Source organism: Streptomyces barkulensis, from assembly GCF_002843305.1.
GTDB lineage: Bacteria > Actinomycetota > Actinomycetes > Streptomycetales > Streptomycetaceae > Streptomyces > Streptomyces barkulensis.
In genome coordinates this window covers 53,582-76,226 of sequence record NZ_PGSG01000088.1, presented here as the reverse complement: position 1 = coordinate 76,226, position 22,645 = coordinate 53,582, and the positions used below count along the sequence as shown (strand labels likewise).

The window sequence follows — 22,645 nt, the reverse complement described above, 5'->3', positions numbered from 1 at the left end:
GGGCGGGGCCGGGGCGGCCGACTGGCGAGACTACCCGCCGGTATCCCCCCTGCCCTGCCGGACGGGCAGGGCAGGGGGGAGGTGTGGGGCGGGGTCAGGCGGCCCGTACGGCGTCCAGCGCCTTGCGGACGGCCGCCGTGGCGTCGGGGGTGAGGAGGACGGAGTAGTGGTTGGCGCCGGGCACGCACCGCACGGTCACGCCGGAACCGGCTCCGGGGGCAAGCCCGGCCGCGGCGAGGCGGTTCTCGTCGTACAGCCCCCGCGGCTCGTCCAGCATGCCGCGTTCGGCCCACAGCAGGGTCATGGGCACCCCGGTCGAGGCGGCGGTCCGTACCGCCGCGAGGGTCTCCGGGTCGGCCAGGACGTCCGCCCCGTCGGCGCGTACCGCCTCCAGTGCGCAGCTGCTGCGCAGTTCCGGTTCCCGTCCCACCAGATCGCGGTCGATGTAGGCCTGGACGCCGTCGTTCCAGTGCGGGCCCAGGGCCGGGTGCTCGCGGAAGAAGGCGCGGTACGCCTCCCGGTCGGGGAAGGTCATCGACAGCCGCCGCATCGCCGGGCCGATCACGGCCTCCAGCAGTTCGTCGATGTCCGTCCCCTCGGGGGCGGGGAAGCCCACGCCGCCGTCCACCAGCACCACGCCCGCGATCCGGTCCGGGTGGCGGGCCGCCGTCAGCGCGGCGACGAAGGCGCCCATGGAGTGGCCGACCAGCACCGCGCGTTCCTGTCCCAGGTGGTCCAGGAGGGCGATGACGTCCTCGGTGTGGGCGGCGAGCCCGTACGGCCCCGGGAGCGCGGCGCTGCGTGCCCGGCCGCGCAGGTCGGGGGCGTACAGCGGGGTGTCCTCGCCCAGGGCGGCGGCCAGGGCGGCGAAGGAGCGGCCGTTGGCGGTGATGCCGTGCAGGGCGATCACCGGATCCCCGGCGCCGGGCCACCGGGAGACGGCCAGTTCCCCTCCGCGCACCGGGACGGTCGTCTCCTGCGCGGTCCGTCCGGTGCGGCCGGTGCGGCCGGTGCGCCGGGTCGTCGTCGGGTCCGTCATCGGGCCTCCTCTCCCCTCCGCCAGGTCAGCGAGCGCCGTATCGACGCGATGCCGCCCGGCGCCGCGTACACGGCGATCACGAACAGCGTGCCGAGGACGACCATCGGCTCCGACAGCGGCGCGCGCAGGATACCCGGCAGTCCGTGCACCAGGTCCGAGCTCGCCAGCACCGCGAGCCGCTGGTCGAGGAAGGTGAACAGCACGCCGCCGATCAGCGGGCCCCAGCGGGTGCCGCTGCCGCCCAGGACGACCATCACCAGCAGGGTGAGGGTGAACTCCGGGGTGCTGGAGCGCGGGGTGGCGCCCGCCGTGACCAGCAGGTGCATCGCGCCGCCCAGCACGCCGAGGGCGGAGGCCAGGACGAAGACGCCGAGCTTGTGGCGGAACGGGTCGTAGCCGAGGACGGAGACCCGCTGCTCGTTGTCGCGAATGCCCTGCCAGACCCTGCCGACCGGCCGGGACACGGCCGTCCACACCACGGCGGCCGTCAGGGCGAGATAGGCCAGGGCCAGCCAGTAGACGTTGGCGGTGTTCTGCACGCCGACCAGCGCGTCGGGCACCGCGCCGGTGTGCAGCGGCAGGCCCTCCTCGCCGCCGGTGAGGCCGCCCGGGTTGCGCTGCACCCAGATCGATCCGGCCTGGGCGAAGGCGAGGGTGACCATGGCGAAGCCGATGCCGCCCAGGGCCAGCCCGCGCAGCGAGACGGCGCCCAGGAGGACGGCGGCGGCCGTGCCGCCGGCCAGGGCCAGTCCGATGGCGGGGAGGAGTCCCAGGCCCAGTTCGGTCATGGCGAGCTGGGTGCCGTACGCGCCGCCGGCGACGTAGAGGGCGTGGCCGAAGGAGAGCAGGCCGGTGCGGCCGAACATCAGGTCGTAGCCGAGGGCGAGGCCGCCGAAGACCAGGCACAGGGCCAGCAGTTGGAGTGATCCGGGCGAGTTGACCGGGCCGTCGAGCAGTACCGGGATCTCCAGGGCGGAGTACGGCAGCAGGGCCAGGACGACCAGTACGGCGGCCGGTGCGGCCACCCCCCGCCACCACCGGCGGGCGGGCCGGGCAGCGGATCCGGCGGGCCCGGCGGGTCCGGTGGTGGGTGCGGGCCGCTCGCCGGAGGAGGGCGGTGCGGCGGCCCGGGCTGCCTTGGCGGCCTTGGCGGCCGGGGAGGCTGTCATGCGACTCCTCCTGCGAGTCGGGGTGCGGGGCGGGCGAGGACGACGGCCGCGAGCAGTACGACGACGGCGAAGTCGCCGTAGCCGTCGACGTAGTAGTTGGCGTACTGCTGCACCAGGCCGACGGCGAGCGCGGAGAGCGCCACGCCGGGGATGGAGCCCATGCCGCCGATGACCACCACGACGAAGGCGAACACCAGCAGGGAGGTGCCCTGGTGGGGGGAGAGCGAGCCGAAGTAGAGCCCGCCGAGGACGCCCGCCAGCCCGGCGAGGGCGCCGCCGATGGCGAAGACGAGGGTGAAGGCGCGGGTGACGTCGATGCCCAGGGCGGTGACCATCGCCCGGTCCTCCACGCCCGCCCGCACGATCAGTCCGTAGCGGGTGCGGGACAGGAAGAGGTTGACGGCCGCCAGTACCGCGAGGGCCGCCGCGATCAGCACGAAGCGGCTGACCGGCACCTGCGCGCCCAGCACCCCGACCGTGCCCGACAGCGCGTCGGGGACGGGGAAGGGGCGGGAGTCCGCGCCCCAGACGGCCTGGACGAGCGCGGGGACGGCCAGCGAGAGGCCGACGGTGACCAGGATCTGCTCGCGGGGACGGCCGTAGAGGCGGCGGATGAGGACGAGTTCGACGACGATCGCCAGCAGCGCGCCGGTGGCGGTGCCGACCAGTGCGGCCAGCGCCAGGCCGCCCGTGCCGCCGACGGTCTCGGCGGTGCGCCAGGCCGCGTACGCCGAGACGGTGAGGAAGGCGCCGTGGGCGAAGTTGAGGACGTCCATCAGGCCGAAGATCAGGGCGAGGCCGGAGGCAATGAGGAAGTACAGGGCGCCCAGGCCCAGTCCGGTGAGGGTGAGCAGGACCAGCGTGCTCATCGGGTGGTCTCCTTGGTCGCGTGCTCGCGCTGTTCCCGCTCCTCGGGCCGCTCCTCGGGCCGCTCCTCGGCCTGTCCGGATCGTCCGGACTGCTCCGGCCGCTCGTGGCGGCCGACGCCGAGCAGGCTCGTGGTGCGCTCGCGGTCGGCGAGGAGTGCGGCCGCGTCGCCGGTGTGGACGGTGCGGCCCGCGTCCAGTACCACGGCGTCGCGCGCCAGGCGGCGTACGACGGCCAGGTTCTGTTCGACGAGCAGCACGGGGACGCGTTCGGCGGCGCGCTGGAGCACCTCGGCGACCTCGGTGACGACGCGGGGCGCGAGTCCCTTGGTCGGCTCGTCGACGATGACCAGGCGGTTGTCGTTGAGCAGGGCGCGGGCGAGGGCGACCATCTGCTGCTGGCCGCCGGAGAGGGTGCCCGCCCGCTGCGCGCGCCGGGCCTTCAGCTCGGGGAAGAGGTCGTGGACGAGGTCGTAGTGGTGGGGGCCGCCGGCGCGTTCGGCGAGGGTGAGGTTCTCGGCGACGGTGAGGGAGCCGAACACCCCGCGGTCCTCGGGCACGTAGCCGACGCCGCGGCGTACCACGGTGTGGGTGCGGTGGCCGGTGACGTCCTCGCCGTCCAGGTGGACGGTGCCGCCGGTGACCTCGCCCTCCTCGGGCAGCAGGCCCAGCACGGCGCGGACGGTGGTGGTCTTGCCGACGCCGTTGCGGCCCAGCAGGGCGGTGGTGCCGGTGGGGGCGACGTCGAAGCCGACGCCCTGGAGGATGCTGGACTGGCCGATGCGCACCCGCAGGTCGCGTACGGACAGGATGGGCTGCGGCGCGGGGTTCGGCGTGGGGGTCGGTTCGGGGCTCGTGCTCACAGTTCCTCCCCCACGTACGCCTCCTGGACGGTCGGGTCGGCCATCACCGCGTCGGGGGTGCCGGTGGCCAGCAGGGTGCCGTGGTGCATCACGGCCACCCGGTCGGCGAGGCCGAGCAGGATGTCCATGTGGTGCTCGACCATCAGCACGGTGCGGCCCTCGGTGCGGTGGAGGGTGCGGATGACGTCGGTCAGCTCGCCGACCTCCTCGGCCGCGACGCCCGCCATGGGCTCGTCCAGGAGCATCAGGCGGGGCCCGGCGGGCGGGGAGCCGCCCTGCGCGAGGGTGGGGGCGAGGAGCACGGCGAGCTCCAGCTTGCGCTTGTCGCCGTGGGACAGGCCTCCGGCGAGGTCGCCGGCGCGGTGGGCGAGCCGTACGCGCTCCAGTACGGCCCGCACGCCCTCCCCGTCCTCCGGCACCCGCTTCGCGCCGGCCGCGCGGGCGGCCAGGGCGACGTGCTCTGCGACGGTCATGGTCGGGAAGACGGAGGAGGACTGGAAGGTGCGGCCCAGCCCGCGGCGGGCGCGGCGGTGGGGCGGCAGGCCGGTGATGTCGGCGCCGTCCAGGCGGACGGTGCCCGCGGTGGGGCGGGTGATGCCGGAGACGAGGTTGAACAGGGAGGTCTTGCCGGCACCGTTGGGACCGATGACGGCGACGAACTCGCCTTCCTCCACCGCCATCGCGATCCCGTCGACGATGGTCGCCGCACCGACGGACCAGCTCAGTCCGCTCAGTTCGAGGACAGGTGTCACGGCCGTCAGCCGATCTTCTTCTCGGTGGGGGCGACCCCCTGCGCGTCGACGGTGAGGACCACCTTCGGCGCGTCGCCGTCGAACTCCGCCTGGAACATGGGCTGGAGCAGGGCGTGGTCGCTCGCGCGGACGGTGTTCTCGCCCTTGACGCCCGCGAAGGTGTGGCCCTCCAGGGCCTCGACCATGGCGTCGGTGTCGCCGTCGGCTCCGGCCTCGCGGACGGCCTGGGCGACCATCTGGGCGGCGTTGAAGCCGTCGGGGGTGAACAGGTCGGTCTTCCAGCCCTTCTTCCCGAAGTACTCCTCGACGGCCTTCGCCTCGGGGTTGTCGATGGCTCCGGGCACGTAGTGGGCCAGGAGGGTGACCTTGTCGCGGGCCTTGCCGAAGACGGGGTAGCTGGCACGGCTGTCGAGTCCGGTGACGACGGTGGCGGCGTCGAGCACGCCCTGCTGGTCGAGGGTGGTCCACATCGACTGGGCGGTGTCGCCGGCCCAGGCGACGAAGACCATGTCGGGCTTCGCGGCCTTGACCTTGGTGGCGGTCGGGGTGAGGTCGGTGGCGCTGGGCGGGGCGAGGACGGAGTCCACGGTGGTGCCGCCGGTGCCGAGCACGCTCTCGACGGCGGCGACGTTGGCCTGGCCGAAGGCGTTGTCCTGGGCGAGGACGACGACCTTCTTCCCCTTGCCGCCCCCGCCGTCCTCCTGCTTCATGAGGATCTGCTGGGCGGTGGCCACGTCCTGGAAGGTCTGGCGCCCGGAGCGGAAGGTGTACTTGTTGGCGCCGGTGAGGGCGTCGGTGGCGGCGGGGCCGGAGATGTAGAGGATCTTGTTCTGCGCGGCGACCGGCGCGATCTGGGTGGCGACGCCGGAGGCGGCCGTGCCGGCGATGATCCGCACACCCTGGCCTGCGCTCTTCTTGGCCAGCGAGACGCCCTTGGCGGGGTCGCCGCCGTCGTCGTACCTGCTGACCTTGATCTCGACGCCGTCGATCTTCCCCGTGCCGCCGGTGGCGTGGTCGAGTCCCGCCTCGAAGCCCTGGAGGTACTGCTCGCCGTAGGAGGCCAGCGGACCACTGGTGGAGGTGATCAGGGCGACCTCGACCTCCTTGGCTCCCCCGTCGCCGGAGGCGGTGGAGCCGGGGCTGGAGCAGGAGGTGGCGAGTGCGGCTGCCACGGCTGCCGCGGCGAGGGAGGTGATGGCGGGTCTGCGCATGGCGGGAGGGCTCCTCGGCGGATCGTGTACGGGCGGCCACCGGTGGGTGGCCGGCTCGCGGTGGTGATGCCTGGCAGCGTCCGCCCCACGCGCATGCACCGGCAATGTCCGTGCCGTACACAGGAAGGCCCCGGCGCATGGGCTCTGGCCACATGTGCGCCGGGGCCTCCCGGCTGCGCGGTGCGGTCCCGCCGCCCCGCCCGCCCCGTCTACCGCCCGCCGTTCCGCCTGCCCGCCCGTCCGCTCACTCGTCGCGCAGCAGGTGCGCGAAAGCCTCCAGGTTGCGCGTGGACTCGCCGCGGGATGTCCGCCAGGCGTACTCCTTGCGGATGGAGGTGGCGAAGCCCATCTCCAGCAGGGTGTTGAACGCCCCGTCGGCGTTCTCCACGACCACGCCGAGCAGCCGGTCCACCTCCTCGGGGGTGACGGCCGGCAGCGGCAGCTTGCCCACCAGATAGACGTCGCCGAGGCTGTCGAGGGCGTAACCCAGCCCGTACAGGCGGGTGTTGCGCTCCAGCAGCCAGCGGTGGACCTCGGCGTGGTTCTCGTCCGGGCGGCGGACGACGAAGGCGTTGACGGACAGGGAGTGCCTGCCGACGATCAGGGAGCAGGTCGTGGAGAGCTTGCGGGTGCCCGGCAGCGTGACGACGTAGTTGCCGTCGGACGGACTCTCCCAGTTCAGCTCGGCCTCGCGCAGCGTCCGCTCGATCGCGGCCCTGGCCTTCGCGGTCGCGTCGCCGCCGCCGCTGTCGCTGTCGCCGCTGTTGTCGTGCTTGTCACCCATGGGCCGATCGTAGGTGACGGCGGCGTCCGGCCATCGCCTCGGCGTACACCTCGGCGGTGGTGGCGGCGGCGGTGTCCCAGCCGAAGCCGCTCGCGTGGCGGGCGGCGGCCTCTCCCATGCGGGCCGCCAGCTCACGGCCGTCGACCAGGTGCCGCAGCGCCCGCGCGTAGCCGGCCGGCTCGTGACCGTCGACGAGGAAGCCGCTGACCCCGTCGCGCACCGCCACCGGCAGCCCGCCGACGGACGCGGCGACGACGGGTGTGCCGCATGCCTGCGCCTCGACGGCGACCAGCCCGAAGGACTCGCTGTGGGAGGGCATCACCAGCACGCTCGCCGCGCGGTACCAGTCGGCGAGGAGTTCCTGGCCCACCGGCGGGTGGAAGCGCACCACGTCGGTGATGCCGAGGCGGGCGGCGAGCTTCTGGAGCTGCTCGGGCTTGGCCAGCCCGCTGCCGCTGGGCCCGCCGACGACGGGGACGACGAGGCGTTCGCGCAGGGAGGGGTCCTCGTCCAGCAGCAGCCTGGTGGCGCGCAGCAGGACGTCGGGGGCCTTGAGCGGCTGTATCCGCCCGGCGAACAGGGGTATGAAGGCGTCCTGCGGCAGGCCCAGGCGGGCGCGGGCGGCGGCGCGGCCGTCGGCGGGACGGAAGCGGTCGAGGTTGACGCCGGGGTGGACGACGGCCGTGCGGGCGGGGTCGGCGTCGTAGTGGTGGACCAGCTCGCCCGCCTCCTCGGCGGTGTTGGCGATGAGCCGGTCGGCGGCCCGCACTATCTGCGTCTCGCCGATGACGCGGGCGGCGGGCTCGGGGGTGTCGCCCTCGGCGAGGGCGGCGTTCTTGACCTTGGCCATGGTGTGCATGGCGTGCACCAGGGGGACGCCCCAGCGTTCGGCGGCGAGCCAGCCGACGTGGCCGGAGAGCCAGTAGTGGGAGTGGACCAGGTCGTAGTGGCCGGGCCGGTGGCGGGCCCAGGCGCGCATCACGCCGTGGGTGAAGGCGCACATCTGGGCGGGCAGGTCCTCCTTGGCGAGCCCCTCGTAGGGGCCGGCGTCCACGTGCCGCACCAGTACGCCGGGGGCGAGCTCGACGGCGGGCGGGAGGGCCGCGGCGGTGGCACGGGTGAAGATCTCCACCTCGGTGCCCTGGGCGGCGAGCTGCCTGGCCAGCTCCACGATGTAGACGTTCATGCCGCCGGCGTCGCCGGTGCCGGGCTGGTGCAGCGGCGAGGTGTGGACGCTGAGCATGGCCACGCGGCGGGGCCGTCGCGTGAACCGGTGCAGCCGCCGACCGAGCCTGGTGGGATGCGGGCTCACCTGCGCTGCCTCCTCCGGGATGGGACGCCGAGCGGCCGTCCGCTCTCTCGGGTCGTCAACACCGGCGGGGGCCGTTCCCTTCCCGCGCCCGCCCGCTTTGCCAAACCGTGACGCGACGCACGGCGCACGGGCCTGACACGCGGGCGCGGCGGGGGCCGGGCCCGCGCCGGGCGGTGCGCGGCGGACCGTAGGGTTGCCGACATGGGCAGGCAGGGGGCGGGGCGGCCCGTGGGGGCCGTCACGCGGGGAACGACGAATCCGAACCGGCTGCGGCGCATGGATCGCTGGATCGCCGCCGTCCACGGGCCCGCGCTGCGCCGCGCCGCCGGCCCTTACGGCCCCGTCGCCGTGGACCTGGGGTACGGCGCCGCGCCCTGGACGGCCGTCGAGCTGCTGGAGCGGCTGCGGGCGGAGTGCGGGTCCGTGAGCGTCACCGGGATCGAGATCGATCCGGCGCGGGTCGAGGCGGCCCGCCCCTACGAGCGTCCCGGCCTGGTCTTCGCCCGCGGCGGTTTCGAGGTGCCGCTGCCGGACGGGCGGCGGCCCGTGCTGATCCGGGCCGCGAACGTGCTGCGGCAGTACGACGAACGGGAGGTCGCCCCCGTCTGGGACCGGCTGCGCGCCCGCCTGGCGCCCGGCGGGCTGCTGGTGGAGGGGACGTGCGACGAGATCGGGCGGCGGCACGTGTGGGTGGCGATCGGCCCGGAGGGGCCGCGCACGGTGACGTTCGCGACCCGGCTCGGCTCCCTGGGCGCTCCCTCCGACCTGGCCGAACGGCTGCCCAAGGCGCTCATCCACCGCAATGTGCCCGGTGAGCCGGTGCACGCCTTCCTGCTCGACATGGACCGGGCCTGGGCGGCGGCCTCCCCGTACGCCGCGCTGGGCGCGCGACAGCGCTGGATGCGTTCGGTGCGGGAGGTCGCCGCCCGCTGGCCGGTCGTGGACGGGCCGCGCCGCTGGCGCCAGGGCGAGGTCACCGTGCGGTGGGAGGCCCTGGCGCCGGGCGGCGGCGGCAGGAAGGGGATGTGAGGACACGGGGCCCCGGGGTCTTCGGAGCCCCGCGGGGTCAGCCGCTCAGCCGGTCAGCTGCTTCTTGCCGGAGCCGCCGCCGACCTGGATCTTGCGCGGCTTGGCCTGCTCGGCCACCGGGATGCGCAGCGTCAGGACACCGGCGTCGTACGAGGCGTCGATCCGCTCGGTGTCGAGGGTGTCTCCGAGGAACAGCTGCCGGCTGAACTTGCCGGTGGGCCGTTCGGCGGCGATCCGCTCGGCGTCCTCCGGCCCGAGCCACCGGCGCTCGGCGTGGACGGTCAGGACGTTGCGCTCGACGTCGAGGTCGATGTTCTCCGGGTCGACACCGGGGAGGTCGAAGTGGACCACCACGTCGTCACCGGAGCGGTAGGCGTCCATCGGCATTCCGACCGGGCGGGCCGTGGTGCCCAGCAGCTGCTCGGTGAGGCGGTCGAGCTCGCGGAACGGGTCGGTACGCATCAGCATCACGGGTCATCTCCTTCCCTGGCACTGCGTCCTGTGATGCCCTCTGACTCTTGTATAACTCCAGGAAGGAAAATTGACAAGTGGCGACTCAAGTCTGTTGAAAGGGCAGTTCAGAGCAGGTGTTCGGGAATGGTCAAGAGGGCCGGGCCGTGCCTCAGTCGAGGTGGAGGGCCGCCAGCAGTGCGTCGACGAGCAGCCGGTCCTGCTCCTGGGTGAGCTGCCGCCGGGCCTCCTCCGGAGGCAGCCACAGCAGCCGGTCCACCTCGTCGCCGGGAGTGAAGGCGCCGCCGGTCGCCTCGGCCGCCCAGTAGCGGACCTCCTTGGTCCGGCCGCCGGTCTCGTAGTGCGTGGTGGGCAGCACCGCGCCCGGTGTGCAGGACATGCCGGTCTCCTCGCGCACCTCGCGCACCGCCGCCGGCAGGGCCGCCTCGCCCGGCTTGAGCTTGCCCTTCGGATGCGACCAGTCGTCCCACTTGGGCCGGTGGACGAGCGCGATCTCGATGCCCGCCCCGCCGGCGCAGGCGCCTTCGCCCGTCCCCGCGCCGGAGCGCGTACGGCGCCACAGCACACAGCCGGCCGCGCGGATCGTACGGGAGCCGGAACGTGAACCGGGGCCGGAACGTGAACCGGAGCCGGAACGTGAACCGGGGCCGGAACGTGAACCGGAGCCGGAACGTGAACCGGAGCCGGAACGTGAACCGGGGCCGGAACGTGAACCGGAGCCGGGCGCGGGGCCGGCCCCCGGGCCGCCCATCAGCGGCCCCACTCCGTGCCGGAGACCACCGGGGCGGCGTCCGCACCCGGCGCCTGCCGGTCCGCCCCGGCCGGCCGGGCCTGCTGGGCCTGCTGGGCCTGCTGGGCCTGCTGGGCCGAGGCCGCCGGGCGCCACAACCTCCCGAAACTGAACCTAGCCGCCTCCACCTCGTGCCGCTGGTCGGCGTGGAGCACCCCCAGCGCATAGGCGGTGGCGGGGGCGATACGGGGGGTGCGGGCCGCGGCGGCGGCGGCCGAGGCGGCCTCGGCGGCGTCCCGGTGCCGGTCCAGCGCCCGGCTCGCGGCGGTCAGCGCGGGATCGCAGGCGCCCAGCACCTCGTGGGCGTAACGGCGCAGCCGCACCAGCAGCCGCACCTGATTCCAGGCCGCGTCCAGCTCCCCGTCCACGACGAGGGTGTGGGCGAACGCCTCGCCGTTGTACGACTGGCGGGCCCGGGTCAGCGGCAGCGCGTCCACCGCCTCCGCCGCCCGCCGGTGGGCCAGCTCGGCCAGCGGCGGCAGTACGTGCACGGCGGGGCGGGCGGCGGCCTCGCCGGCCAGCGGCGCCTCGGAGGCCAGGACGGCGACCGCGTCGGCCACGGCGTGGAAGCGGGCCGAGCCGAGCGTCTGGAGGGCGGCGGAGTGGGCGCGGGTCCGGGCGAGGGTGAGCTGCCGCTCCAGCAGCGCCCCGGCGCGGGCCGCGCCGATCCCCAGGCCGCCGCCGGACGAGGAGGAGCCGCGCTGGGCGGGCGGGCCGGTGGTCGCGGAACCGGCCGCGGAACCGTCGGCGCCCGCGGTCCCCGACGGCGCCGACGACAGCCGGTGCAGCGCCCCCAGCAGCCTCTCCAGCCGCACCTCGTACGCCCGCTCCCGCCCCAGCACGCCCGACAGCCAGGCCAGCTCGGAGCCGAGCTGGTCGGCCCGGGCGGTGTCGGTCAGCGGCCGGTAGACCCGCAGTGCCGCGCCGACACGGCGGGCGCGGCGGCGCATCGTCCGCACGGCCTCGGCCGCGACGGCCGCCGACTCGGCGCTGCCCGCACTCTCCTCGTGCAGCCGCAGACCGCGCAGGAAACCGGTGGCCTGCCGGTGGAGGTATTCGGCCAGCACCTCGCCCGCCGTGGCCTCCCCCAGATCCGAGAGCGCCTCGCCGGGGCCCTCGCGGACCTCCGGGAGCGTCTTCGGATACGGCTCCCCTCCCCCGTCGGCCGCGTTGAGGGGCAGGTCATGTGGCTGGACCACGTCGGCGCCTCCGGGCGTCGATGAGCATTTCCTGGACGTTCCGCAGGGGCCGCCCCTCGGCGTCGGTTGCGTGGCGCGTCCACTCGCCGTCCGGGCCGAGGTGCCAGGAGGCGGTGGTGTCCGCCATGCCGGTCTCCAGCAGCCGGTCGAGGGCGGCCCGGTGGCCGGGGTCGGTGACACGTACCAGCGCCTCGATACGCCGGTCGAGGTTGCGGTGCATCATGTCGGCGCTGCCGATCCACACCTCCGGATCGCCCCCGCCCGCGAAGGCGAAGACCCGGGAGTGCTCCAGGAAGCGCCCCAGCACGCTGCGCACCCGGATGTTCTCCGACAGCCCCGCCACCCCCGGCCGTACCGCGCAGATGCCGCGCACCCACACGTCCACGGGCACCCCGGCCCGGGAGGCGCGGTAGAGGGAGTCGACGATCGCCTCGTCGACGATCGAGTTGACCTTGATCCGCACGTACGCCGGCCGCCCGGCCCGGTGGTGGGCTATCTCGCGGTTGACGCGCTGGATCAGTCCGTCGCGCAGTGAGCTGGGCGCGACCAGCAGCCGGCGGTAGGTGGTGCGGCGCGAGTAGCCCGACAGCCGGTTGAACAGGTCGGACAGGTCGGCGCCGACCTGCGGGTCGGCCGTCAGCAGACCCAGGTCCTCGTAGAGGCGGGCGGTCTTGGGGTGGTAGTTGCCGGTGCCGACGTGGCTGTAGCGGCGCAGCGTCTCGCCCTCCTGCCGCACCACCAGCGACAGCTTGCAGTGCGTCTTGAGGCCGACGAGGCCGTAGACGACGTGGCAGCCGGCCTCCTCCAGCTTCCGCGCCCACTTGATGTTGGCCTGCTCGTCGAAGCGGGCCTTGATCTCCACCAGCACCAGCACCTGCTTGCCGGACTCGGCCGCGTCTATCAGCGCGTCCACGATCGGGGAGTCGCCGGAGGTGCGGTACAGCGTCTGCTTGATCGCCAGCACGTCCGGGTCGGCGGCGGCCTGCTCCAGGAAGCGCTGCACGGAGGTGGAGAAGGAGTCGTAGGGGTGGTGCAGCAGCACGTCGCGCTCGCGCAGCGCCCCGAAGACGTCGGGCGCGGAGGCCGACTCGACCTCGGCCAGGTCGCGGTGGGTGCCGGCGATGAACTTGCGGTACTTCAGCTCCGGTTTGTCCAGCGAGGCGATCCCGAACAGACCGGTGAGGTCCAGCGGGCCGGGCAGCGGGTAGACCTCGGCCTCGGAAACCTTCAGCTCGCGCACCAGCAGGTCCAGCACGTACGGGTCGATGGACTCCTCGACCTCCAGGCGCACCGGCGGGCCGAAGCGGCGCCGCATCAGCTCCTTCTCCAGCGCCATCAGCAGGTTCTCGGCGTCGTCCTCCTCCACCTCCAGGTCCTCGTTGCGGGTGACCCGGAACATGTGGTGGGCGAGGACCTCCATCCCGGGGAACAGCTCCTCCAGGTGGGCCGCGATCACGTCCTCGATGGGCACGTAGCGCTGCGGGGAGGCCTCCAGGAAGCGGGACAGCAGCGGCGGCACCTTCACCCGCGCGAAGTGGTTGTGCCCGCTGACCGGGTTGCGCACCACCACGGCCAGGTTCAGCGACAGCCCGGAGATGTAGGGGAAGGGGTGTGCCGGGTCCACCGCCAGCGGGGTCAGCACGGGGTAGATCTGCTGCCGGAAGAGGGTGAACAGGCGGGCCTGCTCCTTCTCCGTGAGGTCCGGCCAGCGCACCAGGTGGATGCCCTCGTCGGCCAGGGCGGGCAGGACGTCCTGCTGGAAGCAGGCGGCGTGCCGGGCCATGAGCTCGCGCGAGCGGTTCCAGATCAGCTCCAGCACCTCGCGCGGCTGGAGGCCGGAGGCGGAGCGGGTGGCCACCCCGGTGGCGATGCGGCGCTTGAGGCCGGCGACGCGCACCATGAAGAACTCGTCGAGGTTGCTGGCGAAGATGGCCAGGAAGTTCGCCCGCTCCAGCAGCGGCGTGGCGGGGTCCTCGGCCAGCTCCAGCACCCGCTCGTTGAAGGCCAGCCAGCTTCGCTCCCGGTCGAGGAAACGTCCCTGCGGCAGCTCCTCGTCCGCCCCGTCGGCGTCCTCGCCCTCCCGGTAGGCGTCGGAGTCGGCGTCGAGGCCGGGATCCAGGCCGTGCGGGGGCGTGGCCACGGCGTGCGGGCGCGAGGCGGCGATGAAACCGACGGAGGGCTGGACAGGCTGGCTCATTCCTCCATTGTTCCGCGCCGCCAGAGGCAACGGCGCGTCGGGAAGCTGCGGCCCGGGGCGTGGCCCCGGGGCCGACGCCTTCGGCTCGACGGGCTGCATTCCGCGATGCTCGCAAGCGAGTTTGAATCGCCGGTTAAGTCGACATGGCTGTCAGGCGATCCCCGCACTTCGCGCGGGTGCCGGACACCGGAACGATTCGCTCCGGCGAACCGTCGCGGCGGTGCTCCGGGAGTGTACGGCGGTGTGCGGTGGGTGCCGCCGGGGCGGGGTGGGCGGGGTGGGCGGGGTGGGCGGGGTACGAGCCGGGGCCGAGCGAGGCGGAATTTCCCGTTCGAGCGATTTTCGAACTCTCATCACCCATAGTGACCGATACGTCACTACTGTGGCCGATGGCGGCGATCCGGCGGTGCCCCGGACACCGGCCGCTGTGCAATCACGGGCCGGATCTGTGCGGCCTGTACGGGGTGACGGGCCGGGGGCTGGCCCGTTGGACACGGGCGTGACGGAGGGGATGGTGCGCATGAGCACGGACAACTGCGGCAGGGACCGCTCGGACCACACCACGGACGGCGCGGACGGCGCTTCCTGGGAGGAGGACTGGGAGGACGACTACGGCCCGGCGGTCCGGGCCACCTGCCGCCAGATCAAGCTGTGGCGAGAAGGAGCGGGCCTGACGCAGCAGGAGCTGGGCGACGCCATCGGCTACAGCCTGGGCATGGTCTCGGCCGTCGAGCGCGCCAGGCGGCTGCCGCACCCGGACTTCCTGACCAAGGCGGACCGGGTCATGGGCGCGGACGGCAAGCTCGCCGCGATGAAGAAGGACGTGGAGGAGGCCCGGTACCCGAAGAAGGTCCGCGATCTGGCCAAGCTGGAGTCCGAGGCCGTGGAGCTGGGCGCGTACATCAACACCGTCGTACACGGTTTGCTACAGACAGAGGAGTACGCGCGCGCGTTGTTCGGCCTACGACTCCCTCCTTTCGAGGAGGACGAACTCGAACAGTTGGTGGCCGCGCGGCTGGCCCGGCAGAAGGTCTTCGACCGGCGTCCCGCTCCTCTGCTGACCTTTGTCCAGGAAGAGAGCACCCTCCGACGCCCACTGGGGGGAAGAGTGGTGCAGCGGCGTCAACTCGAACACCTGCTGGAGGTCGGCAGGCTGCGCCACGTCAGGATCCAGGTAATGCCCACGGAGAGCGAAGGGCACGCTGGACTCGGCGGATCGCTCCGGGTTCTCAAGCTCAAGGACGGAACAGCGGTCGCACAGAACGAAGTTCAGCTCACCAACCGCATCATCTCCGATCCCAAAGAGGTCCAGATCCTCGAGATGCGCTATGGGATGATCCGTGCTCAGGCACTCACACCGAGTGAGTCGTTGGCCTTCATCGAGAAACTGCTAGGAGAGATGACATGACCCTCAACCCCTTCGCCGGAGACGACTCCGAGCTGAAGTGGACCAAGAGCAGCCACAGCACCAACGACGGACCCGACTGCGTCGAGATCGCGGCCACCCCCAGCACGGTCCACGTCCGCGACTCCAAGCGCATACGGGGAGCCCGGCTGGCGTTCACTCCGGAGGCGTGGGCCGGCTTCACCGCGTACGCCGCCGGTCGCTGACCGGGTGGTCCACAGCCGTTCGGACTGAATGTCAGAGGTCGCCTCTACGTTCGTGTTCCATGACGACCACGGCATCAGCGGTGCACACCTACACCTATCTCCGGCCTTCGTCCGTGCGCGGCGGCGCGGGCGGGCCCGAGCTGGGGCTGGAGACATCGGGCGGGGCGACGCCGACGGGGGCGAGTGCGCATCCCCGGTTCTTCTCCGGGTTCGTGACCGCGCCCGAGGCCGCCGCCGCGGCGCTGCTGTCCGTCGCCGACGTGGCCTCGGCCCGCTACCACCAGCGCCTGGCGGCCGCCTCCCTCGACCCGGTGGTGACGGGCAGCGGCGACCGGCTGCGGTTCGAGTCGTTCTCCGGCTGCTGCGGCGTCTACGCCCGTCTCGACATCCTCGGCGAGGGCCTGGACGGGGACGACATCGGCCACGGCACCACCAACGTGGACGTCAACAACCCGCTGCGTGAGGCGCTGGTCCGGGTGGGCCCCTCCGATCCCCTCCATCTGCGGGTCGGTCCGGAGGAGCTGGAGGTGACCACCTTCGACGGGCCGGTGGTGGAGAAGAAGGTGCCGCTGCCGGACCGCTGGCTGCGCGGCTTCGCCGAGACCCAGGTGATCGCCTCCGCCTTCGACCTGCGCGCGGAGGTCACCGCCGCCGAGGCGGTGCGCCTCCTGCGCTCCCTGCCGCGCACCCGCCCGGGTTCGGGGCCCGCCCTCTGGGTGGTGCAGGCCGGGCGCTCCCTGCGGCCGACCACCCGGCCCGTGCCCGGTGCCGTCTGCCTGCCCGGTCCGGACCGGCTCTCGGCCCTGCTGCGGGTGCTGCGCCACGCCACCGGGCTGCGCCTGTACGGGCCGCCCGCGACGACCGCGAGCGGCGCGGCGGCCTCCGCCTGGGAGCTGCTGCTGCCGGGGATGCGGCTCACCCTCACCCTCTCCCCCGATCCCGCGCGCGGCTTCTCGGGCGAGGGCGCGGTGCTGGAGGCGCTGTCCGGTGAGGAGGCGGCCGAGGACGCCGATCTGGTCTCGGCGCTGCTGGCCTGGGAGCCGCGTGTGGACGTCGGGGAGCTGGCCCGGCGGTCGGGTCTGACGCCGCAGCGGGTGCGCGCCGCCCTGACCGTGCTGGGCACCGCCGGGCGGATCGGCTACGACACCGCCGAGGCGGCGTACTTCCACCGCGAGCTGCCCTACGACGCCGGGCGGGCCGAGCGGCACAACCCCCGGCTGCGCGCCGCCCGCGAGCTGGTGGCCGCCGGTGCGGTACGCGCGGAGGCCGACGGCACCTTCACCGTCACCGCCGGCGACCACGACCACCGGGTGCGGGCCGGAGGCGAGGGGCTGAGCTGCACCTGCCGCTGGTGGGCCCGCTACCGGGGCGGGCGCGGCCCGTGCCGCCACGCCCTGGCCGTGCGCATCACCCTGGACGCCGGGGACACCACCACCGCCGCCACCACGGCGGGTGCCCGGTGATCGGCGCGGGAGGCGCCCCGGCCCGGCCGGCTCACGGGCGGGCTCGCGCGGACGATCTGTCCGACGGGGAGCGCGAGGTGCTGGCGGTTGCCGAGCGGGAGCTGGACGGGGACGCGTGCGCGGTGCTGCTCGCCGTGGCGCACGGCGAGCCGAAGCGGCTGCCCGAGCTGATCGCCGCCCTGTCCGACGGGCAGCGCCGCTCCTGCGTTCCCCATCTGAAGGCGTGGCGCGCACGGTTGCGCAACGAGTGGGACCGGTGGTTCCGGCCGCGCAGGCGGGCGCTGGTCATCGCGGGTGCCGGCTGCCACACGGGGGCCGCCGCTGCCGCCGGTTGGCTCGCGCACGACGACCTGGGCATGCTCGAACCGTCCGACGCCGCCGGCCTTATGACCGTTCTCGGCGGCCGCCCGGCACAGTGGCTGGGCGATGTCGCCCGGCGCCTCGCCGACCGCATCCGCCCGGGCGACGCCTGGGACTGGCCCCGCTACGCCCTGGTGGAACGGCTGGTCGCCCTGTCCGGCTGCCCCATGCCGACCGGCGACGGGGTCGTCCTGGGCTGGGCGCTGGAGCGGACATGGCCGCAGCGGTCCGCCCGCTGGTCCGCCGCGATCGGCGCAATCGGCACGGTCGGCGGCGCACCGGAGCCGCACCGGCGCCTCCCGCCGGGCGGCACTCTTGCCGAGCGGCTGCGCGACGACCTGTTCCTCGACACTCTCCTCCCACGCCTGTTCGAGGTGGAGGGCGCCGGTGCGGTGCTGGAGGGCTGGGACACCGTCCAGGAGACGGAGGGGCCGTCCTGGCCGAAGGCCCTGGCGGCGCTCGCCGCCGAGGGACGGCTGGAGCGTTCCGCCCTGCTCGACGGCTGCCTGTCCCGGCTGCTGCGCGGCGGACGCCCGGCCGAACTGCGCGGCTTCCTCTCCGTCCTGAAAGGGCTCGCCCCCACCGACGACGAGTACGCGGCCCGCGCCACCACCCTGCTGCGGCTGCTGCCCGACGCGCCCTCCACCGTCGCGGCCCACGCCCAGGAGCGGCTGGCCGCCCTGGACGCGGACGGGCGGCTGGACGACGAACGGTTGGCCCAGGCCTCCCGGGCGGTGCTGTTCCGGACGGAGAAGAAACTGGTGCGCGCCCAGCTGAGCTGGCTGGACGGCGCCGCCCGCCGCGACCGGGAGCGGGCCGGTGCGGTGGTGCTCGCAGCCGCCGACGCCTTCGGCCACGAGGACACCGCCCTCCAGGAGCGGGCGCTGAACCTGATCGCCCGCCACCTCAAGTACGCCGGGGACGCGGTGCGTACCGAACTGGCCCGGGCGGCCCAGGCGTTGAGCCCAGTTCTGCGTCCCCGCGCCGCCGGGCTGCTGGGGGTGGAGCTGCCGGACGACGGGGTCGCCGACCGCTGGGAGGACGTCCTCCCGCCCGTCCCCGGGCCGGCGCCGATGGCGCCGCCGCTCGCCACCGCCACCGAGGTGGCCGAGGAGGTCGGCGCCGTCCTGGCCGCCGCGCGGGCGGCCCAGTTCCGGCCCTCCGCCGCCTCCGGTGCCGACGCGGCCGTCTTCGAGCGGGCCCTGGACGGCCTGGTCCGCCACGCCCACCGGGACCGCGACGGCCTGGTGCGGGCGCTGGAGCCGGTCATACGCGACCACCCCTTGAACACGCAGAACGGCTGGTGGGGCGATCCGAGGCAGGGACACATCCGTTACCTGGCGGCGGTGCTGTGCGGCGAGGACTCCCCTCCCCCGCCGTCGGCGGCTGACGCCCAGACCTTGTGGTATCCGCGCGGACGCGACTTCACGCCCTTCGGGGAGGTCCTCGGGGCCCGTCTGCTGGAGGCCGCGTGGCGGGTGCTGAACGACCCGCCGCCGTTCCTGCTGGCCACCCCCACCACCGCCGACGGGCGGATCGACCCGGCCGAACTGGTCGCCCGGCTGGCCGAGTACGGGCGGACGGGCGCCGTGCCCGGCTCCTGCGATCTGGACCAGGCCCTGCTCCGGCTGGACGTGTCCGCCGCCGGCCCTGACGTCCTGGCCGCCGCCGGACGGCTGGGGGGCGAGGCGGGGCGGCGGGTGCGCGTCTGGCTGGAGGCGGGTGGCCCGTCACTGCCCGAGCCGGTCCGCGACGCGCGGCCCACGTACCGGGTCCACGGCTACGGCAGCCCCGTCGTCCGGGTGCGCCTCTCCCGTGAGGCGGCGGCCCTGCCCTGCCCGCTCGGCCCGGCCTTCCAGCGGCTGCTGGGCCGGTACATCGCCGACGGCAAGCGGGACGAGACGCCCTGGACCGGCAGTGCCCGCCTGTGGCCGTCCGTCCTGCCCGTCCACCGCGAGCTGGTCGCCCTGCATCTGCAGCCCACCTTCGCCGCCACCGGCGACGAGGACCTGCGCGGCGGCGCGGCCCGGCTGCCCGAGCTGGCCGAGGCCGGGGGCGAGGCGGGGGAGGCCGTCCACCTGGGGCTGGCGCACACCCTGGGCGCGCGGCATCCGGAGGACCGCACGGCGGCCGTGGACGCGCTGCTGGTGCTGGCGGCGCGCGGTGATCTGGACGCGGCGCGGCTGGGCCGGGACGTGGCCGAGACGGTGGCGGCCGGGACGGTGAAGCCGAACCGGCTGCTGGAGTCGCTGCGTGAGGCGGTGCGTGCCGGGGCTCCGGCCACGGTGTTCGCGGTGCTGGCCGCCGCGCTGCCGGGGATGCTGGCGGCGCCGGATCCGGTGCGGGGGCCGGTGCGGGGGCTGCCGGATCTGCTGGCGCTGGCCGCCGAGTGCGCCGGGACCTGCGGGGCGCGCGGTCCGGTCGGCGGGGTGGCCCAGGCCGCCGACCGGGGCGGGAGCGGCCGCCTGGTGAAGGAGGCCCGCCGGCTGCGGGACGTACTGGGGGCGCCCGTGACGGCCTGAGCCCGTCCCCGGCCGCCCCGGTCAAGCCCCCTCCGGCCGGCGGCCTGTTCAGCCCTCCGTGCGGTACATCAGGTCCACCTCGTGGGTCTCGAACCCCAGGCCCTCGTAGACCTTCACGGCCGCGGTGTTGTCGGCGTCCACGTACAGCATCGCGGTCGGCAGGCCGCGGTCGCGTGCGAGGTAGCGCAGGCCCACCAGCGTCAGCGCCTTGCCCAGGCCGCCGCCCTGCGCGCCCGGGGCGACGCCGACGACGTACACCTCGCCGAGCTGCTCGGCGCTGTGGACCTTCGTCCAGTGGAAGCCGAGCAGTTCCTCGCCCTCCCCGTCGCGCCCGCCGTCGCGCACGGCGAGGAAGAAGCCCTTGGGGTCGAACCACGGCTCGGCCTTGCGGTCGTCCAGGTCGCGCTGGGTCATGCCGCCCTGCTCGGGGTGGTGGGCGAAGGCGGCGGCGTTGGCGGCCAGCCAGGCGGCGTCGTCGCGGCCGGGCACGAAGGTGCGCAGCCGCACCCCCGGCGGCAGCGACGGCTCGGGCAGGTTCAGGCCCGTCAGCGGGCGCCGCATCTGCCGCAGTTCGCGGAAGAGGGCGAGGCCGAGCAGCCGCGCCAGGTGGCGTGCGGCCGGGTGGCCGCCGTGCGCCCACACCCGCAGCCGCCGGCCCGACGCCTCCAGCAGCGCGCGGCCCAGGGCCAGCCCGTGGCCCTGGTTGCGGTGGTCGGGGTGGACGACGAACTCGCCGGTCGGGGCCTCGACGGGATCGGTGTCCTCCAGCTGCCCGTAACCGGCCAGCTCCCCCTGTCGCCAGAGCAGCAGATGCCGTACGCCCGCGCGGCGACCGCCGCGCAACTGGAGGCGGCCCTGCTCGGAGACGGCGGGCTGGCCGTCCACCCGGGCGGCCTCGTCGATCAGAGCCTGGGCCTGCCGCACGGCCTCGGGCGTCAGCTCGTCCACAACCACCACGTCGCTCATAGGGAGAAGCCTACGCAGCATCGAAACCATGCGGTTACCAACGCGACAATGACACGCTACGCGCGTTGACCTAGGCTTCCCCCGCCACCAACGGCCACTTCCGGGCCAACCCACGGCCTCGACAAGGGAACAGAAGGGGACAGAACATGTCCACTCCGCCCAAGCGGTCTCCCCTCTCCCGCAGACTCACCGCAGCCGCGGCCGGTCTGCTGACGGTCGGCGCCCTCGGCGCCGCCATGCCCGCCGCCGCGCAGGACGCCCCGTCGGCGGCTCCCGGCGCGCACGGCGACCGCGGCAAGCACCACGGCCGCACCGTCGACCTCCAGGTGCTCGCCATCAACGACTTCCACGGCAACCTGGAGCCCCCGACCGGTTCCTCCGGCCGTGTGACCCATCAGCACCCCGACGGCACCACCGAGCAGATCGACGCGGGCGGCGCCGAGTACCTCGCCACCTCCCTGCGCGAGGCCCGTGAGGGCAACCGGTACTCGGTCACCGTCGCCCCCGGCGACATCGTCGGCGCCAGCCCGCTGCTGTCGGGCCTCTTCCACGACGAGCCCACCATCGAGGCGATGAACGCGCTCGGCATGGACGTCGTGGGCGTCGGCAACCACGAGTTCGACGAGGGCGCGGCCGAGCTCGAGCGCCTGCAGAACGGCGGCTGCCACCCCGAGGACGGCTGCTACGACGAGGGCCGCACCTTCGGCGGCGCCGACTTCCCGATCCTCGCGGCCAACGTCGTCGACGAGAAGACCGGCAGGCCGCTGATGGCCCCCTACACCGTCAAGAGGATGAAGGGTGTCCGCGTCGGCTTCATCGGCGTCACCCTGGAGGGCACGCCCGACATCGTCTCGGCCGAGGGCATCAAGGGACTGAAGTTCCTCGACGAGGCCGAGACCATCGACAAGTACACCGAGGAGCTGCGCCGCAAGGGCGTCAACGCCGTCATCGCGCTGATCCACGAGGGCGGCACCCCCGCCTCCAGCGCCTACAACGCCGACTGCGGCGAGGACGGCGGCAAGCTCTCCGGCCCGATCGTCGACATCGCCAGGCGGACGAACGCGGGCGTGGACGCGCTGATCACCGGCCACACCCACCAGCCGTACGTCTGCTCCGTCCCCGACCCGCGGGGCGAGGACCGCCTGGTCACCTCCGCCGCCTCCTACGGCCGGCTGTTCACCGAGCTGAACATGGAGTACGACCGCCGTACCCGTGACATCGTGCGCGCCTCGGTGGAGGGCGCCAACCGCGTCGTCCACCGCAACCAGGAGAAGGCCGCCGACCTCACCTCCCTGATCGACTACTGGAAGGGGCTGGCCGCGCCCGTCGCGGGCCGTCCCATCGGCTGGATCTCCGAGGACATCACCGCCGACCGCACCGTGCCCGAGTCCCCGCTGGGCGACCTGATCGCCGACGCCCAGTTCGCCCACGCCCGCGGGCTGGACCCGGAGACCGACCTGGCGCTGATGAACCCCGGCGGCATCCGCTCCGACCTGGTGTACGCGGCCTCCGGCGCCGAGGGCGACGGCGTGGTGACGTACGCCGAGGGCTTCACCGTCCAGCCCTTCTCCAACACCGTCAACCTGACCACCCTCACCGGCGAGCAGCTTCTGACGGTGCTGCGCGAGCAGGTCAGCGGCGCCAACGAGGCCTCCCCGAAGATCCTCCAGGTCTCCTCCGGCCTCACCTACACCCTCGACCTCACCCGGTCCGGCGCGGACCGGATCGTCGCGGACTCGGTGCGGCTGAACGGCGAGCCCCTCGACCCGTCGGCCTCCTACCGCGTCGCGGTCAACTCCTTCCTGGCGGGCGGCGGCGACGGCTTCCCGACCCTGGCGCAGGGCACCGACCCGCTGGTCGGCAGCGACGACCTGGCCGCCCTCCAGGACTACCTGACCGCCAACTCCTCCGCCGCCGACCCGCTGGGCGCCCCGGCGGCGGACCGGATCACGGTCATCCGGTGACCCCCCACGGCGGATGACCCTCCCTCCGCAGGCCGCCTTCCCCCGGCCCGCGGAATCCCCCCACAACGCCGCCGACC

The 22,645-nt window shown here is 74.2% G+C and carries 19 protein-coding genes; 6 read left to right on the top strand and 13 right to left on the bottom strand.

Translation table 11 applies throughout. The features are described from left to right. Nucleotides 1-94 precede the first annotated feature (94 nt). The 8 genes from CUT83_RS16820 to mshA form a co-directional block, all read right to left on the bottom strand. Complete coding sequence (locus tag CUT83_RS16820) at nucleotides 95-1,039, bottom strand: alpha/beta fold hydrolase (RefSeq protein ID WP_101256664.1); 945 nt, start codon at nucleotides 1,037-1,039, stop codon at nucleotides 95-97. Further along, nucleotides 1,036-2,208 carry a branched-chain amino acid ABC transporter permease gene (locus tag CUT83_RS16815; RefSeq protein ID WP_101256663.1) on the bottom strand — a complete coding sequence of 391 codons (1,173 nt, stop codon included), beginning with the start codon at nucleotides 2,206-2,208 and terminating at the stop codon, nucleotides 1,036-1,038. The genes CUT83_RS16820 and CUT83_RS16815 overlap by 4 nt, the downstream gene beginning before the upstream one ends. Further along, nucleotides 2,205-3,077, bottom strand: a complete 873-nt coding sequence (locus tag CUT83_RS16810; RefSeq protein ID WP_101256662.1) for a branched-chain amino acid ABC transporter permease — start codon at nucleotides 3,075-3,077, stop codon at nucleotides 2,205-2,207. The genes CUT83_RS16815 and CUT83_RS16810 overlap by 4 nt, the downstream gene beginning before the upstream one ends. Beyond that, nucleotides 3,074-3,937: an ABC transporter ATP-binding protein gene (locus CUT83_RS16805; protein WP_101256661.1), complete on the bottom strand. Its 864-nt coding sequence runs from the start codon at nucleotides 3,935-3,937 to the stop codon at nucleotides 3,074-3,076. The genes CUT83_RS16810 and CUT83_RS16805 overlap by 4 nt, the downstream gene beginning before the upstream one ends. Beyond that, complete coding sequence (locus tag CUT83_RS16800; protein ID WP_240957743.1) at nucleotides 3,934-4,689, bottom strand: ABC transporter ATP-binding protein; 756 nt, start codon at nucleotides 4,687-4,689, stop codon at nucleotides 3,934-3,936. The genes CUT83_RS16805 and CUT83_RS16800 overlap by 4 nt, the downstream gene beginning before the upstream one ends. 5 nt (nucleotides 4,690-4,694) lie before the next feature. After that, nucleotides 4,695-5,900 (bottom strand): substrate-binding domain-containing protein, encoded by a 1,206-nt coding sequence (locus CUT83_RS16795; RefSeq protein ID WP_101256660.1) that lies wholly within the window; start codon nucleotides 5,898-5,900, stop codon nucleotides 4,695-4,697. Nucleotides 5,901-6,144: 244 nt separating this feature from the next. Then, the gene (locus CUT83_RS16790) at nucleotides 6,145-6,684 is read right to left on the bottom strand and encodes a type III secretion system chaperone family protein (RefSeq protein WP_101256659.1); all 540 of its coding nucleotides are present in this window, start codon (nucleotides 6,682-6,684) and stop codon (nucleotides 6,145-6,147) included. Continuing rightward, nucleotides 6,677-7,996 (bottom strand): D-inositol-3-phosphate glycosyltransferase, encoded by a 1,320-nt coding sequence (mshA, locus tag CUT83_RS16785; protein WP_240957742.1) that lies wholly within the window; start codon nucleotides 7,994-7,996, stop codon nucleotides 6,677-6,679. Before mshA ends, CUT83_RS16790 begins: the two co-directional genes overlap by 8 nt. A gap of 201 nt (nucleotides 7,997-8,197) precedes the next feature. On the opposite strand from mshA, the gene CUT83_RS16780 reads away from it, so the two are divergent. After that, nucleotides 8,198-9,025 (top strand): class I SAM-dependent methyltransferase, encoded by an 828-nt coding sequence (locus CUT83_RS16780; RefSeq protein WP_101256658.1) that lies wholly within the window; start codon nucleotides 8,198-8,200, stop codon nucleotides 9,023-9,025. Between the two features lie 45 nt (nucleotides 9,026-9,070). On the opposite strand, the gene CUT83_RS16775 is transcribed toward CUT83_RS16780, so the two are convergent. The 4 genes from CUT83_RS16775 to CUT83_RS16760 form a co-directional block, all read right to left on the bottom strand. Continuing rightward, on the bottom strand, nucleotides 9,071-9,493 hold the full coding sequence (locus CUT83_RS16775) for an Hsp20/alpha crystallin family protein (RefSeq protein ID WP_101256657.1): 423 nt from the start codon (nucleotides 9,491-9,493) through the stop codon (nucleotides 9,071-9,073). A gap of 154 nt (nucleotides 9,494-9,647) precedes the next feature. Then, a complete protein-coding gene (locus CUT83_RS16770) occupies nucleotides 9,648-10,061 on the bottom strand; it encodes an NUDIX hydrolase (RefSeq protein ID WP_420882397.1) in 414 nt (137 codons plus the stop codon). Between the two features lie 185 nt (nucleotides 10,062-10,246). Further along, nucleotides 10,247-11,485 (bottom strand): CHAD domain-containing protein, encoded by a 1,239-nt coding sequence (locus CUT83_RS16765; protein WP_101256655.1) that lies wholly within the window; start codon nucleotides 11,483-11,485, stop codon nucleotides 10,247-10,249. Continuing rightward, a complete protein-coding gene (locus CUT83_RS16760; RefSeq protein ID WP_165869403.1) occupies nucleotides 11,469-13,682 on the bottom strand; it encodes an RNA degradosome polyphosphate kinase in 2,214 nt (737 codons plus the stop codon). Before CUT83_RS16760 ends, CUT83_RS16765 begins: the two co-directional genes overlap by 17 nt. 520 nt (nucleotides 13,683-14,202) lie before the next feature. On the opposite strand from CUT83_RS16760, the gene CUT83_RS16755 reads away from it, so the two are divergent. The 4 genes from CUT83_RS16755 (at nucleotide 14,203) to CUT83_RS16740 (ending at nucleotide 19,638) form a co-directional block, all read left to right on the top strand. After that, nucleotides 14,203-15,090 carry a helix-turn-helix domain-containing protein gene (locus CUT83_RS16755; RefSeq protein ID WP_101256751.1) on the top strand — a complete coding sequence of 296 codons (888 nt, stop codon included), beginning with the start codon at nucleotides 14,203-14,205 and terminating at the stop codon, nucleotides 15,088-15,090. Beyond that, entirely contained in the window at nucleotides 15,087-15,293 is a 207-nt protein-coding gene (locus tag CUT83_RS16750; protein WP_101256653.1) for a DUF397 domain-containing protein, read from the top strand. Before CUT83_RS16755 ends, CUT83_RS16750 begins: the two co-directional genes overlap by 4 nt. Before the next feature lie 59 nt (nucleotides 15,294-15,352). Beyond that, a complete protein-coding gene (locus CUT83_RS16745; RefSeq protein WP_101256652.1) occupies nucleotides 15,353-16,756 on the top strand; it encodes an SWIM zinc finger family protein in 1,404 nt (467 codons plus the stop codon). Between the two features lie 77 nt (nucleotides 16,757-16,833). After that, the gene (locus CUT83_RS16740) at nucleotides 16,834-19,638 is read left to right on the top strand and encodes a DUF6493 family protein (RefSeq protein ID WP_143688574.1); all 2,805 of its coding nucleotides are present in this window, start codon (nucleotides 16,834-16,836) and stop codon (nucleotides 19,636-19,638) included. Nucleotides 19,639-19,686: 48 nt separating this feature from the next. On the opposite strand, the gene mshD is transcribed toward CUT83_RS16740, so the two are convergent. Beyond that, on the bottom strand, nucleotides 19,687-20,604 hold the full coding sequence (gene mshD / locus CUT83_RS16735) for a mycothiol synthase (protein ID WP_101256650.1): 918 nt from the start codon (nucleotides 20,602-20,604) through the stop codon (nucleotides 19,687-19,689). 146 nt (nucleotides 20,605-20,750) lie between these two features. On the opposite strand from mshD, the gene CUT83_RS16730 reads away from it, so the two are divergent. Beyond that, nucleotides 20,751-22,568, top strand: a complete 1,818-nt coding sequence (locus CUT83_RS16730; protein ID WP_101256649.1) for a bifunctional metallophosphatase/5'-nucleotidase — start codon at nucleotides 20,751-20,753, stop codon at nucleotides 22,566-22,568. The last annotated feature ends 77 nt before the right edge of the window (nucleotides 22,569-22,645 follow it).